General features: G+C 71.5%; 11 protein-coding genes. 7 read left to right on the top strand and 4 right to left on the bottom strand.

All coding sequences use genetic code 11. The features are described from left to right. Nucleotides 1–207: 207 nt before the first annotated feature. The 3 genes from BM004_RS29210 (at nt 208) to BM004_RS29200 (ending at nt 7587) form a co-directional block, all read left to right on the top strand. Nucleotides 208–720, top strand: a complete 513-nt coding sequence (locus BM004_RS29210) for a hypothetical protein (RefSeq protein ID WP_093132836.1) — start codon at nt 208–210, stop codon at nt 718–720. 20 nt (nt 721–740) lie between these two features. Continuing rightward, on the top strand, nt 741–2129 hold the full coding sequence (locus BM004_RS29205; RefSeq protein ID WP_256220097.1) for a CsgG/HfaB family protein: 1389 nt from the start codon (nt 741–743) through the stop codon (nt 2127–2129). A gap of 136 nt (nt 2130–2265) precedes the next feature. Further along, on the top strand, nt 2266–7587 hold the full coding sequence (locus tag BM004_RS29200) for a beta strand repeat-containing protein (RefSeq protein WP_093218713.1): 5322 nt from the start codon (nt 2266–2268) through the stop codon (nt 7585–7587). 105 nt (nt 7588–7692) lie between these two features. Here the strand turns inward: BM004_RS29200 and BM004_RS29195 are convergent, their stop codons facing one another. Beyond that, nucleotides 7693–8568, bottom strand: coding sequence for a ChaN family lipoprotein (locus tag BM004_RS29195; RefSeq protein WP_093218712.1), 876 nt, complete (start codon nt 8566–8568; stop codon nt 7693–7695). 72 nt (nt 8569–8640) lie between these two features. Between BM004_RS29195 and BM004_RS29190 the strand changes: the two genes are divergently transcribed. After that, nucleotides 8641–9696: an AbrB family transcriptional regulator gene (locus BM004_RS29190; protein WP_093218710.1), complete on the top strand. Its 1056-nt coding sequence runs from the start codon at nt 8641–8643 to the stop codon at nt 9694–9696. Between the two features lie 93 nt (nt 9697–9789). Here the strand turns inward: BM004_RS29190 and BM004_RS29185 are convergent, their stop codons facing one another. Both BM004_RS29185 and BM004_RS29180 read right to left on the bottom strand, forming a co-directional pair. After that, nucleotides 9790–10068 (bottom strand): BTH_I0359 family protein, encoded by a 279-nt coding sequence (locus tag BM004_RS29185; protein WP_042673834.1) that lies wholly within the window; start codon nt 10066–10068, stop codon nt 9790–9792. A gap of 136 nt (nt 10069–10204) precedes the next feature. Then, the gene (locus BM004_RS29180) at nt 10205–11398 is read right to left on the bottom strand and encodes a DUF3108 domain-containing protein (RefSeq protein WP_093218708.1); all 1194 of its coding nucleotides are present in this window, start codon (nt 11396–11398) and stop codon (nt 10205–10207) included. Nucleotides 11399–11556: 158 nt separating this feature from the next. Here BM004_RS29180 and BM004_RS29175 point away from each other — a divergent pair, with 158 nt between their 5' ends. Continuing rightward, complete coding sequence (locus tag BM004_RS29175) at nt 11557–12654, top strand: fumarylacetoacetate hydrolase family protein (RefSeq protein ID WP_093218840.1); 1098 nt, start codon at nt 11557–11559, stop codon at nt 12652–12654. Here the strand turns inward: BM004_RS29175 and BM004_RS42115 are convergent. Further along, a complete protein-coding gene (locus tag BM004_RS42115) occupies nt 12627–13463 on the bottom strand; it encodes a helix-turn-helix transcriptional regulator (protein ID WP_256220096.1) in 837 nt (278 codons plus the stop codon). The two genes, BM004_RS29175 and BM004_RS42115, sit on opposite strands and share 28 nt — an antisense overlap. 109 nt (nt 13464–13572) lie before the next feature. Here BM004_RS42115 and BM004_RS29165 point away from each other — a divergent pair, with 109 nt between their 5' ends. Both BM004_RS29165 and BM004_RS29160 read left to right on the top strand, forming a co-directional pair. Then, complete coding sequence (locus BM004_RS29165; RefSeq protein WP_093218707.1) at nt 13573–15342, top strand: FAD-dependent monooxygenase; 1770 nt, start codon at nt 13573–13575, stop codon at nt 15340–15342. Then, on the top strand, nt 15339–15575 hold the full coding sequence (locus BM004_RS29160; RefSeq protein ID WP_093132853.1) for a hypothetical protein: 237 nt from the start codon (nt 15339–15341) through the stop codon (nt 15573–15575). The genes BM004_RS29165 and BM004_RS29160 overlap by 4 nt, the downstream gene beginning before the upstream one ends. Nucleotides 15576–15587: the final 12 nt, after the last annotated feature.

Raw genomic sequence — 15587 nt, 5'->3', positions numbered from 1 at the left:
TTCGCGCGTCTTCAGGCAACCATGCGCGTTCCTGCGTGCTCTCGCGTGCTCTTTTCGCGCGCCGGCGCGCCGCGCGGCCTCGGTGTTGGTTCGGCGCAGTTCTACCGATTCCCGGGATACCGGCCAGCGCACCCGGTCCATAGCATCGCCCTCCAGAAACTTAGCACTTACGAATTCATCGGGTGCGTTTTCCAGAGAGGGATCGTCATGCAACGCGTATTTCTTTTGGCGGTGGCGTGCGCGCCGTTGATGGCACTGGCCAACAACGTCGGCGAGAACACGTCCTGGCAGTTCCAGTCGAGCGCCGACAAGGTCAACCAGGCGGCCATCCAGGACATGGTCCGCAAGCAGAAGAGCGGCTACTACGCGGCCCCGGTCTACAACACGACCATCGGGCGCCAGTACAACTGCAACGTCTCGGCCACCTCGACCGGCAACGACGGCAACAACAGCACGGTGGCCAATTCGCCGTCGAACGCGGGGGCGACCTCGAGCGCTTCGGGCAACGACAGCCGCACGGCGGTCGGCACGCTGGGCGGTGCCACGGTGGGCACCTCGCAGGCCAATGCCGGCGCGGTGGGTTCGGCGGTGGTCGGCGGCACCAGCACGCAGGTGCAGGGCGCGGCCACCCAGGCGCTGAACTCGACCCAGGGCAACGCGGGCGCGCAGACCGCGAGCGTCGGCGGCAGCTCGGCATGCGCCTTCGGCGTGCTCAATTGAACGGGGCACGCACCATGCACATGACTCGCAGATTCACGCTCGCCGCCACGGCGCTTGCCTCCATCGTGCTCGCCGGTTGCGTCGCCGCGCCGCAGCAGCGCTTCGCACCCGGCGAAGCGCCGGTCGTTCTCGGCCCCTCGGTGCGCGACAACATCACACCCATGGAAGCCGTGCTCGCCTGCTACGCCGACCACGTCGCGGCCACGCGGCGCCCGCCCATCGTCATCGGCGTGGGCGACGTCAAGGACTACACCGGCAAGTACAGCATCAACGAAGGCAACGCCATCACGCAGGGCGGCGCGCTCATGGTGTATTCGGCCCTGGGCAAGCTCGGCGGCGCGGTGAGCATCGCCGAGCGCTTCGACCCGGTGATCGCCGAGCGCGAGCTGGCCTACGCCGACCGCCGCCAGCTCGGCGACGGCCGCGCGCACCAGCTCGGCGGCCCCGGCGGCGGACAGAACGTGCCGTGGCTGCCGTACTTCGGCGGCACCATCAACAAGTCCGACTACTTCATCGTCGGCGGCATCACCGAGCTGAACTACAACATCAACTCGGGCGGCGTGGAGGCCGCGGTGAACCAGGTGGGCGTGAAGGCGCGCACCTTCAGCCAGTCGGTGAGCGTGGACCTGCGCATCGTCGATACCAAGTCGCTGATGGTGGTGCGCACGGTGAGCCTGACCAAGCAGTTCAACGGCTACGAAGTGGGCCTGAACGTGTTCCGCTTCTTCGGCAGCAAGCTGTACGACGTGGACATCGGCGCCAAGGGCCAGGAGCCCGTGCAGATGGGCGTGCGCGCCGCGCTCGAGGAAGGCGTGGTGCGGCTCATGGCGGCCGTCACGCAGGTCGACCACCGGCCCTGCATGACGATGCGCCCGGGCACCGGCGAACCGATTGCGCTCACGCCCGCGGCCGAGCTGCGCAAGGTCGACAACCCCGGCGACGCCACCGCGGGCGGCACGGCGCAGGCCATGCCCGTGACGCAGGGCGGCGTGGCCGTCAACGCCGGCGGCCCGGGCGGCGCGCGCCTCACGGGCAACGCCACGCAGGTGTCGTTCGACTTCGGCGCCACCACGCTCGGCGGCAGTTCGCTCTCGCTGCTCGACCAGATCGCCGGCGCCGCCAGGAAAGGCGCGACCGACATCGTGCTGGTGGCGCGCGACACCGAGAACTGGGATGCCCGCAAGCGCGACGAGCTGACCGACCAGCGCATCGCGGCCGTCACCTCCGCGCTCGCCAACCGCGGCGTGGCACCGGCCGCCATCAGCGTCACCTGGCGCCCCGACGCGGCCGACACGTCGATCCACCGCGACGGGCCGGGCCTGCAGGAGATCGCCAAGCTGCGCGTCGGCAGCCCGGTGGTCGGCGGCGCCGTGCCTTCGGCCGCGGACGGCACCGTCAAGGGCGACTGAGCCACCGCTCCCGCAATTCCCCCAATTCCCTTCATCTCCCCCGTCTCCCGCAGCGCGCCCGTGCCCATGCGCAGCCGTGCGCGCCGCCTTCTTTTTTTCCGACCCTGACCGCTTCCAACACCCGAGGAGTCACGCCATGAAAGCACGCAAGATCCAAAGCCGGGCCGCACGCGCGCCCATGTTCAGCCGCAGCACCATCGCCACGGCCGTGGCGACGGCGTTGATCGCCGCCTCCGGGGCGCAGGCCGCGGAAACGCTGGTCGATGCCACCTACCACGGCACGGCCACCGGCACGCCGACGGTGAACTCGGGCAACGCCAATGCCGCGAACGTCGCGGCGTCCATCACCAACGCCACGGTGGGCACCACCTCCACCGGCACGCCGTCGAACCCGAACCCCGTGGCCGCGAGCACCACCGGCAACCTGATCGGCGCCACCGCCACCGGCAACAGCTTCGCCAACGGCATCCAGCCGGCCACGCCCCTGCCGGTGAACAACGCGGCCACGCTCGGCGTGTCGACCAACACGGGCGTGATCAACAGCAGCGTGCTCAACAGCAAGCTGGTGCTCGAGTCGGCCGTGCTGCAAAGCGGCAGCGTGGTGAATGCCGACAACACCATCTCGGCGGCGACCACGCTCAACAGCGGCAGCTCGGTGGTGTCGGGCACGGCCGCGACCGGCGCCGCGCCGCAGGCGGGCAGCTCGGTGCTGACCTACCCGGCCGGCGCGCAGCTGTTCGACGCCAAGGGCAACATCGTGGTGACCTCGCTGCAGTCGGCCACCGGCGGCGGCTCGGAGGCGCGCGTGCAGGGCAGCCTGGTCGACCTGATGCTCACGGCCAACGCGGGCAACACGCTGAGCACGGCGGCGGTGCTCGAACGCAATTCGATCTCCGCGGTGCTCAAGGCCAACAGCGCCACCAGCACGGCCGAGATCCAGGGCAGCGCGTCCTTCGCGGGCTCGGCGGTGGTCGCCAACCTGCAGGCCAACGGCAACGGCATCCTGGCCACGCACTCGGCCGTCAACACGGGCTCGGTCGTCATGGGCATCGTGAGCGGCGCGCCAGCGGGCGGTGCCAACGTGCTGACCGGTTCGCTGTCGGTGCGCGGCAACGACATCTCCAGCGCGGCCACCGGCAACGAGGCGCTCGGCGCGGCCGGCGTGGCGGGCAACCGCATCGTGATCGGCGACCTGAGCGTGGCGGGCACCGGCACCGCCGCCACGGCCGCCAACAACAGCACGCACAACGGCGTGGGCGTGACCACCAACGTCAACAGCGACCTGGCCATCGTCAACAGCCAGGGCAACATCGGCGCGGCCACCTTCGCGCAGACCGACGGCGCGCTGATCCTGGCCGGCGTGCAGTCGAGCAAGGCCGGCGCGGTCACGCTGTCGGACAACGGCATCACGGCGGACGCCACCGGCAACACCGCGTCGAGCGCGATCGCCACCGGCAAGAACGCGGCCTCGTTCACGGGCACCGCGGCGGTGTCGAACCAGCAGGCCAACTTCTCGGCCCCGGTGACGGCGTTCATCACGCCCTCGGTGATCGGCGCGCAGACCGGCGAGGCACCCGCGCCCGGCGCCGGCCAGACCAGCGGCAGCGCGGTCACGGTGGCCGGCAACACCGTGGCGGCCACCGCGCAGGGCAACCAGGTCACGCAGAGCCTGGCGCTGCAGGCCGGCAGCGTGGCCATCGGCAACGGCAACGCCGTGCTCACCGGCGGCACGAGTTCCGACGGGCGTGTGTCCGCCGGCGGCGCCGTGACCATGAGCAACCTGCAGGGCCTGTACGACGGCGGCGTCGCGGCCATCAACATGGGCTCGCAGCTGGCACTGATCGCCAACGGCGGCGGCGCGGACGTCGCCAACAGCACGCTGGCGATGAGCGACAACCGCCAGGAAGCGGTGGCGCTGGGCAACGGCGCCACCCACACGCTGACCTTGAGCGGCAACGCCGTCGGCACGGGCGCGGGCATTGCGAGCGTGCAGATGGCCGATGCGAACTCGGGCGTCGGCGCGGGCCTGTCGAACCCCGAGGCGCGCGTGACGGTGAACGGCAACCTCGCGGGCGGCTCGGCCACGCTCAGCGGCAACCTGCAGCGCGCCATTGCCTACGGCAACGCGGCCACCAACACCCTGGGCGTGACCGGCGGTGCGCTGGCGGCCACGCCTTCGGCCGGCGCGGCGTCGAGCGTGAACGTCAACGTGGCGAGCGGCCTGCCGTTCGACAACAACGGCGCGACCCAACCCACGGTGCGCGCGGCCTACGGCATCCTCAACGACCAGTCGGTGCAGGCCAACATCAACACCTCGGCCACCGGCACCAACACGCTCGCGGTGACCGTCGGCGGCAACGTGTCCGACGCCAGCGTGGTGAACGACCGCAACGCCCTGGTCGCCGCCACCTACGGCAACGACGCGGCCAGCGGCCTCACGCTGAAGCTCGGCGACGTGAGCGGCGCGAACGCGGCGGTGGCCAACGTCACCAACACGCAGGCGGTCGCGGGCGCGGCCACCGGCGTTTCGGCCATCGCGGCCGGCGGCACGGTGGTGCGCACCACGGTCACGGGCACGCTGGCCGACGGCTCGGTGTCGAGCTCGGGCAACACGGCGCAGGCGCTGGCCTACGGCAGCCGCGCCACCGGCAACACGGTGGCGGTGAAGGCCAACAACATCGACACGGCGGGCTTCGCGCTGAGCGGTGCCACGCTCACGGGCAACACGCTGAACACCAACGCCGCCTTCAGCGTGCAGAACGCGCAGTCGGGCCAGGGCACGGTGTCGGCGCAACGCAGCGGCGGGGCCGAAGTGCTCACCACCGTCGTGGGCGCGGTCGCGGATTCGAAGATCGATGCCAGCGGCAACGCCACCCTGGCCGGCGCCACGAGCAACAGCGCGGTCAACGGCGTGAGCGTGGACGGCCTGGGCGTGGCGACCACCACGGCGGTGCAGAACCTGCAGCTCACCAGTGCAACGGTCACCTCGCTGACGGGGCAGGAGGGCGCCTCGCTCGCCAACAAGGACGGCGTGCGAGTGGTGCTGGGCGGTGCGAGCCTGCAGGGTTCGCAGGTCAGCGTCGACGGCAATGCGGCCAGCGGCTCGGCCACGGGCAACGCCGCGGCCAACCGCATCGACGTGAAGGGCGAGGCCATTGCGGTGGGCAACGGCCTGCCGCTGGGCGGCGCGGCCAGCGTGGCGGGCGCGGCCGGTGCCATTGCCGACCATGCGCTGTCGAACGTGCAGCTGGTGACCGGCACGGCGCCGATTTCCTCCAGGGTGGCGGCGGCCTTCGGCGTGGACACCCTGCCCGGTGCGCCCATGGCCGGCTCGACGCTGAGCGTGTCGAACAACGCGCAGGGCGCCAAGGCGGTGGCCAACACCGCCAGCAACGCCATCGCGCTCACGGCCACCGACGTTGCCGCCCGCGCGGCGCTGCTGTCGGCGCAGGGCAGCACGGCGGCGGTGTCGTCGCGTTCGTTCATGCAGGCCTTTGCACAGGCCTCGGCCACGGGGTCGTCGGTGAGCATCGCGAAGAACAGCAACACCGCGCTCGGCGTGATCAACGACGTGGACAACAAGCTGAGCGTGGCGGGCGGCAGCTCGGGCGGCGGCCTGCCGCTGCCGGGCGTGGCGCTGCAGGGCGCGGTGCCGTCCGCCAGCCTCGCGCTGGGCGACCAGGTGCTGGTGAACGTGCAGTCGGCCGGCACCTCGGCCACCGCCACGGCCGACACCGCGCTCTACAACGAAGACCGCGCGGTGCCCGTCAACGCGGGGCTGACCAACAGCAGCTTCGCCATCACCGGCAACGCGACCTACGCCGAGGCGGCCGCCAACCGCGCGACCAACGCGGCCTCGCTGGCCGGCGGCGCGTCGCAGTCGGCGCACACCGTGGTGCTGAACGCGCAGGACAGCAACGCCGCGGTGACCGCCAGCGCCAACAACGTGAGCCGCCTCACGCTGACCGGTGCCAACGCGCTGGCCGGCAGCAGCGCCACGCTGGAAGGCAACAGCACCGGCGCCGCCGCCACCGGCAGCGCCGCGACCAACAGCCTCGCGGTGAAGAGCGGCACCATCGCGGGCAGCTCGGCGCTGCCGGCCACGGCGCTGGCGGGCCCGGCGTCGGCCGTGGCCGTGCTGGCCGACCAGGTGCTGGCCAACGTGCAGCAGGGCACCGGCGCGGTGTCGGCCACGGCAACGGGCAGCACGGGCATCGACACCGCGGCGCTGTCGGGCGTGGGCACTTCGACGCTGAGCGTGTCGAACAACAGCCAGAGCGCGAAGGCCGTGGCCAACACGGCGCTCAACAGCGTGGCGCTCGAAGGCGCGAACGTGGCGGCGCGCTCGGCGCTGCAGTCGTCGCAGTCGGGCACGGCACCGGTGACGGCGTCGTCCACGCTGGAGCTGTTCGCGCCGGCCGCGTCGAGCAACTCGGCGGTGCGCCTCTCGGGCAACAGCAACACCGCGCTGGCCGTGACCAACGACGCGACCAACACGCTCGGCGTGGCCGCGGTCAACACGCGGCCGGTGGGCAGCACGGGCACGGCGACGCTGGCCGAGACGGGTGGCCCCGACAACGTGAGCGCCACCGGCGACCACGTGCTGTCGAACCGCCAGACGGCCGCCGCGACGGTCGGCAGCACGGCCAGCACGTCGATCTACAACGACGACCGCGCCGTGGCCGGCACGCAGGGCCTGGTCAACGGCGCGCTCACCGTGTCGGGCAACAGCACCTTCGCCGAAGCCTCGGCCAACCGCGCGGCCAACACGCTGTCGGTGGCGAGCGGCGCCACGCAGGGTGCGAGCGCCGGCATCGCCAACGTGCAGGCCAGCAGCGCCGCGGTGACGGCCACGGCCAGCACCATGGCCGGCGTGACGCTGGCGGGCGCGGTGCCGCTGAACGGCGGCAGCGTGTCGATCGACGGCAACAGCACCGCCGCACTGGCGCGCGGCAATGCGGCGACCAACGTGCTCGAGTCGAGCGGCGGCGCGGGCTACGGCCCCGCGGCGGCGGTGGGCTCGTCGAGCCTCGCGGGCACGCCGCTGGCGCTCAACGTGGGCGCGAGCGCGGCCATCCTGAACAGCCAGACCAACACCGGCGCGGTGAAGGCCGAAAGCATGGGCACCAGCTACCAGGTGGCGCTCAACGGCACGGCACTGGGCGCGGGCGTCTCGAACGGCACGGTCGGCGTCACGGGCAACGCGCTGGCCGCGCAGGCGGTGGGCAACAGCGCCACCAACCGGCTGACCCAGACCGCGTTGAACACCGGCACGCCGAGCGCCGCGGTGGCCAACTACCAGGTCAACACAGGCGCGGTGACCGCCACGGTGACGAGCGTGAACTTCGGCGTGGGCGTGTCGGGCGCGGTGGGCGGCAGCACGCTGCGCACGGCGGGCAACCAGATCACGGCATCGGCCACGGGCAACGCGTCGGTGTCGACGATCTCGGCGCGCTGAGCGAGGCGGGGCCGCGGGTCCATGGACCCGCTGGACGACAAGAAAGCCGCAGGCCTTCGGGCTTGCGGCTTTCTTTTTGTGCGCGCCGTGACGCGGAGGGAGCGTTCAGGCCTTCGGTTGCGGCCTGGACTGGCGCTTGAACTCCGCGCAGTAATCCTTCTCGGGCAGCGGCGGCGTGAACCAGGTCTTGTCGAAGTCGCCGGCCACCGTGGCGGTGGTCGCGGGCGCGGCCATCAGCCGCACCGACGCGACCTTGACCTCGTCCGGCAGGTGCTGCGGCACGCCCAGCGTGCGGATCACGTGGCCCGCGCCGGCGATCAGCAGCACCGTCTGGCCCGGCCGCCTGGCCTTGACGATGGCCTGCGCCATCGCGCGGTCTCGGCCGACCTGGATGCGCGTCATCGGCACGATCTGCGATTCGGGGAGCATCCCGCAGTGGCCGTCGCGCACGGCGTCCTGCTGCGCGGCGTAGGCCTCGCCGTTGAGCTGCGCGTCGAGCGAGACGTCGGCCATCGCGTCCTTCATGCGGGCGCGCGGCAGGTTGGCGCCGACCACCGGCACGCCGGCGCGCACCGCCACCATCACCGCCGGGCCGTAGCTGGCCCAGGGCCAGGCCTTGTCGCTCCAGTCGAGCGCGGCTTGCACCTGCGCCTCGGTGGCGGTGGGCGCGACGTGCGCGGTGCTGCGGCCTTCCTCGGCCATCTCGAGTGCCAGCGCGGCGAGGTGGCCGCGCGCGACCAGCGCCTCGACCGTCTCGCGCTCGATCGCGTGGTGCTCGGGCGCGTCGTGCTGCTCGCCGAGCAGCAGCGCGCCCACCGGCTGCAGCGCGTCGACACGGCGCGCGATGGGGGCATCGGGCGCGTCGGCGCCGGGCGCGAAGGCACCGCAGCCCGCGAAGGTGGCAACTGCGAGCAGGCCGAGCAGGGCGAGCGGGGGGAACAGCAGGCGGGAGGCCCGCGCGGGCCGGTGTGGAGGACGCATCGCGCCATACTATGCGGTCGCTGCGCGCACGCCGTGCCGTCCTTTTCCGCTTTCGCCTGTACGCGCCCGCCCTTGTCTCCTCGCTTCCTCGTTCGCGTGCTGGCCACGCTGCTCCTTGCGCTGGCCGCCGCGGGCGCCTGCCTGGCGCTGCACACGCCGCTGCCCTGGATGATCGGCCCGCTGCTCGCGGTGTCGCTGGCCTCGATGGCCGGGGCGCCGACCGCCAGCGCCACGCCGCTGCGCAACGCGGGGCAGTGGACCATCGGCACCGCGCTGGGCCTGTACTTCACGCCGCACGTGGTGTCGCTGGTGGCGGGCGTGTGGTGGGCGATTGCGCTGGCCATTGCCTGGGCACTGCTGCTGGGCTGGGGCTTCGGGCGCTGGCTGCACCGGATGCACGCGGTGCGCATGGCCCACGTGCCGCCGAGATCCATGAGAGCCACGACTTACTTCTCGGGCGCCATCGGCGGCGCGTCGGAGATGACGCTGATGGCCGAATCGGCCGGCGCGCGCACCGACCTCGTGGCCGCCGCGCACAGCCTGCGGCTGGTGGTGGTGACGGTGACGATCCCGTTCGCGATGCAGTGGAGCGGGCTGCACGGCCTCGAGATCAACCCGCCCGGTGCGCGCGACGTCGACCTGGGCGGGCTGGCGCTGCTGGCCGCGGCGACCGGCATCGGCGGGCTGGCGATGCGCGCGCTGAAGCGCACCAACCCGTGGTTCATGGGGCCGCTGCTGGTGGCGATGGCGTTCACCGTGGCCGGGCAGTCGCTGTCGGCGGTGCCGGGCTGGATGTCGAACGCCGCGCAGCTGGTGATCGCGGTGAGCCTGGGCGTGCGCTTCAGCCGCGAGTTCCTGCACACGGCGCCGCGCTGGCTGGGCTCGGTGGCGCTGGGCACCTTGGGCATGCTGGTGTTGTGCGGCGCGGTGGCGTGGCTGCTGGCCTGGGCGACGGGGCTGCACCCGGCCACGATGATCCTGGGCACCTCGCCGGGCGGCATCGCCGAGATGTCGATCACCGCCAAGGTGCTGCAGCTGGGCGTGCCGGTGGTCACGGCGTTCCAGGTGTGCCGGCTGGTGGCGGTGCTGCTGCTGGTGGGGCCGATGTTCCGGTGGATCTACCGCTGAAAAGCTGCCGAAGGCGGCAGTTGAATGAAAAAAGCGCCCCGCGGGGCGCTTCTTGCTGCCGGAAGACCGGAAAAGCCGAGGGGCTTGGCTGCCTCAGTGCACCAGGACCGGCGTGTGGGCCAGCTCGGCATAGCCTTCGAGCGTGTCTTCCACTTCTTCCTGGGTGGGGGTGTTGAGCTGCCAGGCGGCGATCTGCTGCTGGAACAGTTCGGCCCACGAGCCGTCGAGGTAGACCTCCTTGCCCGAACGCTTGTCCACGATCTCGAAGCCGTGGCGTTCCAGAACCGGCACATTGGGCTGCGCCGGCTCGTCGCCTTCATTGGGCTGCACGTGCACGACGACGAAAGACTCCGAGTCATAAAGCATGTTCATGGCGGGCCCTGTGAGAAAGTCGATGGCGTTCATGGGGGTTAGATAGCAATCAACGCGCCAGTTTCAAGTCTGGTTGTCTTTTTGTAAAACTAACGGTTTACTTTTTGCCTTTGGTCCCGATGATGTGACTTTCTCCTCAGTTTGCAGGTCCGGCGGGTAGGGGTTTGCGCAATTGGGCGTCAGCGAAGTCCCCGTTGGGTTCCGTCTGCTTGATGCGCACCGGCAGGTAGCCGTAGGCCGGGGCCAGCCACAGTTCTAGCTTTCGGTCGAACTCCTTGCGCGGGATGCGGGTGAGCTTGCGCGCGGCGTACTCGCCGGCCGGCAGGCTCACTTTTTCCTCCTCGCCGACCACGAAGACCCACATATCGGCATCGCGCGGCCCCACCGTCTGCACCGAGATCCGGGTGCCGGCCGGGTAGCGCTGCGGGCTGGCCGCCAGCAGCCCGCCGAGCTGCATCATCACGCTCATGCGGTCCTGCGCGCCGGGCAGCAGCGGCACCGGGGGCACGTTGCTGCTGAACACGACCTGCCCCTGGTCGCGCACGAAATGCGAGGCCACCTCGGACTTGCGGCTTTCGGAGTAACGCTCCGGCTCCAGGCCTGAAGGGCCGATGCGGCCGGTGCTGTGCCAGTTGAGCAAGGTGAAGAACACGGCCTTGAGCGTCAGCCGCCCGTCGTAGCGGGTGCCGTCCTGCAGCCACACCAGTTCGCCGAACACGCCCCGCTGGGGCGAGGCCCCGATCTGGCCCGTGGCTTCGAAGTCGAGCGTGACCGAGCCCGGAATCCTCAGTGCCTCGGTGCCGGCGATGGTGCCCGAGGCTTCGCCGCCGGCGGCCGCGGTGCCGGTTCCGGTGCCTCCGGCGGGGGACGATGCAGCCGCTGGCGCGCTCGCCGCCGCATCGGGTGGCGCCGCGCCTGCGTCGGGCGTGGCCTGGGCTACCGGTTCGGGTGCGTCCGTGGGCGGTGGCGTGGATGCGTCCGGTTCCGGTGCCACGGCAGCCGGGGCCGGGGTCGGCTTCGGGCGGGGCGGCGTCGGCGCGCGAGGGCGCCTCGGCTTGGGCGGCGGTGCCGGCCTGGCCTCGGCCGGTGCGGCCGCAGCCGGCGCCGGGGGGGTGTCGGAGGCGGGCGGCGCGATCACGATGGTGCGCGTGATGAACTTGTTCGCCAGCGGCGAGGGCTCCGGCCCGATGGCCATCGGCGCCAGCCCGAGCAGCAGCAGGTGCAGCAGCGCGACCAGCAGCGTGAGCCCGGCCATCGCCCGCCACGACGGACGCCCGGGCAGGCCGGGGGGCAGCGAAGGCAACGAGGACGGGGCGACGGACGTCGACATCAGTGTGTGGAGTGGGGCGCCGGCACGGAGGTTCACCAAGACCACCTCGGTACACTGCCGCCCGTTCAACCAGTTTAAGTGGGAGCGGCGCCCGGCCTCGTGCGTGCGCCGTGTCCTTCGTCCTCACGCACGTACGCACGCACGCATCGCACCGCACCATGAAACTCGCCACCCTGAAGGACGGCTCCCGCGACGGCCAGCTCGTCGTTGTCTCGCGCGACCTCACGCTCGCCCACTACGCCACCGGCATCGCGAGCCGGCTGCAGCAGGTGCTGGACGACTGGGGCTTCATGAGCCCGCAGTTGCAGGACCTGTACGACGCCCTCAACGGCGGCCGCACGCGCCACGCCTTCCCCTTCGACCCCGCCATGTGCATGGCGCCGCTGCCGCGCGCCTACCAGTGGGCCGACGGCTCGGCCTACCTGAACCACGTGGAGCTGGTGCGCAAGGCGCGCAACGCCGAGGTGCCCGAGAGCTTTTATCAAGACCCGCTGATGTACCAGGGCGGCAGCGACGACTTCCTCGGCCCGACCGACGACGTCGTCGTGCCCAGCGAGGCCATGGGCATCGACTTCGAGGCCGAGATCGCGGTCGTCACCGGCGACGTGCGCATGGGCGCCACGCCCGAGCAGGCGCTGGAGGGCATCCGCCTGGTGATGCTGGCCAACGACGTGAGCCTGCGCAACCTGATCCCGGCCGAGCTGGGCAAGGGCTTCGGCTTCTTCCAGAGCAAGCCCGCCACCGCCTTCAGCCCCGTGGCCGTGACGCTCGACGAGATCGGCGAGGCCTGGCAGAAGGGCCGCGTGCACCTGGCGCTGCAAAGCAGCTGGAACGGCCGCAAGGTCGGCATGTGCGACGCCGGCCCCGAGATGACCTTCCACTTCGGCCAGCTCATCGCCCACATCGCCAAGACGCGCAATGTGCGCGCCGGCAGCATCGTGGGCAGCGGCACCGTGAGCAACAAGGGCGTGGAGAAGAACGGCCACATGGACTGGCCCAAGGGCTACTCGTGCATTGCCGAGAAGCGCTGCATCGAGACCATCCAGACCGGCCAGCCGTACACCGAGTTCATGAAGTTCGGCGACACCATCCGCATCGAGATGAAGGGTGCCGACGGGCGCTCGCTGTTCGGCGCGATCGACCAGGAGATCGTGGCGGTCGGCGGACGGCCGAAGGAGGCGCCGGTGTCGCTGGTGAAGCCGCAACAGGGCGACGCACCGCCGAAGGCTCAGGAAGAGGCGGCTTCCGAGGACTGAACCGAAGCGGCGGAAGCGGCGGAAGGGGAAGAAGGGGAAGGCGCGCCGCGCAGCAGCTCCTTCTGCGACCGGATCCCCAGCCGCCGGAACGCCCGGTACTGGTGCGTGCGCACCGTCGTCAGCTCCACGCCGAGTTCGCGGGCGGCTTCTTTCGCCGTGCGGCCCGCCATCAGGTGGCCGATGACCTCGCGCTCGCGCAGGCTCAGCGCGAGCAGCCGCGAGGCCAGTGCCGGCTCCGCGGCCTCGCGCACCGCCACCACGCTGCGCCCGTGCGCCGCGGTGGCGTCGGCCAGCAGCGTGGCGTGCGCCTCGATGCGGGCGAAATCGGCCGCATCGAATTCCGGCTGCGCCAGGCTGCGGTAGAAGCTCACCGCCACGCGCTGCCCCGTGGGCAGCAGCAACAGCACCGACGCACGCTCGCGAATGCCCACGTCGCCGTAGCAGACCGCGCGGTACGCGGGGTCGGCCACCTCGTCGGCGCGCTGGTGGCCCAGCCACAGCTGCGCGCGCTGGGGCAGCTTGCGCGCCGCGAGCCATGCCATGTTGGGGTCGAGCAGGTCGAAGCGCTGCGCCACGTAGCGCTCCGACGTGCGCTCGGCCGTGCTGCCGTAGCTGCTGGCGGCCGACACCGTCTCGATGCGCCCGGTGGCGCTCACCGAGAACACGGTGCAGAAGGTGACGGGCATCACGCGCTGCATCGCCTTCAGGTAGCTGTTGGCCAGGTGCGCCGTGCCCACGCCGGACAGCGCGTCGCCGACCACGGCGGCGGCCAGCGGGGTGTCGGTGGGGTGGATGCGCCAGCGTCTCATGCGGATCGGAAGTGAGGAAAAGGCAAAGCGGGAAATTCGGGCTAGGGGTAAATACCTCGTACGAAGTTATGACATTGCGGCGGCCCGCGCATCGGGACAATCCCGTCGCATGACGAACCCTTCCGCCGCCACCCCGGGCGATGCCGCCAGCGGCCCCGTGCCGCCGCCGGCCAGTGCCACCGAACTGCCGCCCTCCGTCGGCGCCTTCCACTACACGCGCTACAAGCCCTGGACGCCGCCGCTGGAGGGTGATGTCGAACCCGGTCGCCATCCGGTGGTGATCGCCGGTGGCGGGCCGGTCGGCATGGCGCTGGCGCTGGGGCTTGCGAACCACGGCGTGCGCTGCGTGATCCTCGAAGCCGACGACACGGTGTGCGCGGGCAGCCGCGCGGCCTGCATCTCGCGGCGCAGCCTGGAGATCATGGAGCGCCTGGGCGTGCTGAAGAACTTCATGGCCAAGGGCCTGCCGTGGAGCGTGGGCCGCAGCTTCTACAAGACGGCCGAGGTGTTCCGCTTCGAGATGCCGACCGACGCGCAGCAGAAGCTGCCGCCCATGATCAACCTCGAGCAGTACTACGCCGAGCACTACCTGCTGGAGGAAATCTTCCGCCGCAACGAGCAGACGCCGGGCCTCATCGACATCCGCTGGGGCACCGAGCTCACCGCGCTCGCGCAGGACGACGAGGGCGTGACGCTCGACGTGCGCAACGCCGAAGGCGCCTACCGGCTGCACGGCCAGTGGCTCGCGGCCTGCGACGGCGGCCAGAGCTTCGTGCGCAAGGCGCTGGGTCTCGCGCTGGAAGGCACGGGCTACGAAGGCCGCTACGTGATCATCGACATCGAGCTGCACAGCGGCCACCCGACCGAGCGCCGCGCGTGGTTCGACCCGCCGTGGAACCCGGGCTCGACCGTGCTGATGCACCGCCAGCCCGACGACATCTGGCGCATCGACTACCAGCTGCGCCCCGGCCAGAGCACCGAGGAGGCGCTGCAGCCGCCGGCCGTGGCCGAGTTCGTGCAGCGCCACCTCGACGCCATCGGCGAAGGCCACCTGCCGTGGAAGACGGTGTGGACCTCGGTCTACCGCGCGGGCGCGATGACGCTCGACAGCTACCGCCACGGCCGCATCGTGTTCGCGGGCAACGCGGCGCATGCGATGCCGATCTTCGGCGTGCGCGGGCTCAACTCGGGCTTCGACGACGCCGACAACCTCGCGTGGAAGCTGGCGTTCGCGGCCAAGGGCCTGTCGGACGCGGCCCTGCTCGACTCGTACTCGCAGGAGCGCATCGCGGCCTTCCACGTGAACGCCGAGAACGCGATGCGCAGCACCGAGTTCATGTCGCCGCCGTCGCGCGGCTTCGACCTGCTGCGCGAGGCAGCGCTGTCGCTGTCGGAAAAGCACCGCGGCATCGCGCAGCTGATCAACCCGCGCCAGACGCAGGCCGTGCGCTATGCCGGCTCGCCGCTCTCGAGCGAAGGCGAAGGCGAGGGCAACGACCTGCCCGCCGGCCCGCTGCCGGGCGAGGTCATGCCCGAGCAGCCGCTCGCGCAAGGCCACCTCAGCGACTGGATCGCCCCGAGCTTCACGCTGCTGGTGCTGCGGCCCGACCTGGCCGTGCTGCCGGCGGCCGACATTGCGCAGGCACTGCAAGGCGCGCTGCCTTTCGTGGTGCGCCGCATCGCAAGCTTGGGCACCGAAGGCGCCGACGCGCATGCATCGCCCGCCGTGTTCGACGCGCTCGGCGCACAGGACGGCGCGGTGTACCTGCTGCGCCCCGACGGCCACGTGGCCGCGCGCTGGCACCGGTTGCCCGCGGGCGCGCTGCAACCCGCGCTGGCCCGCGCCGCGGTCCGGCAAGTCCAGGAGATGTCCGCATGACCACGACGACCCAGCCCCTCTCTCCCGTTCACCCCCTGCACCCCGATGCCCGCGACCGCCTCTACGCCGAGTGCGCGCGCGCCATCACCGAAGCGGGCGCCGAGCGCGAATCGCTGTTCCTCGCGCGGCTCGCGCTGCTGCTGTTCGAGCAGGTCGGCGACGAGGCGCGCTGCCGCGCCGCGCTGGCCGACGCACTGCACGCGTTGCCCGTACCATCGCTGTCCGCTTCGTAAGCAAGCCTCTCA

Source organism: Variovorax sp. OK212 (genome assembly GCF_900112425.1).
Lineage (GTDB): Bacteria > Pseudomonadota > Gammaproteobacteria > Burkholderiales > Burkholderiaceae_C > Variovorax.
This window is presented reverse-complemented; position numbering and strand designations above follow the sequence as displayed.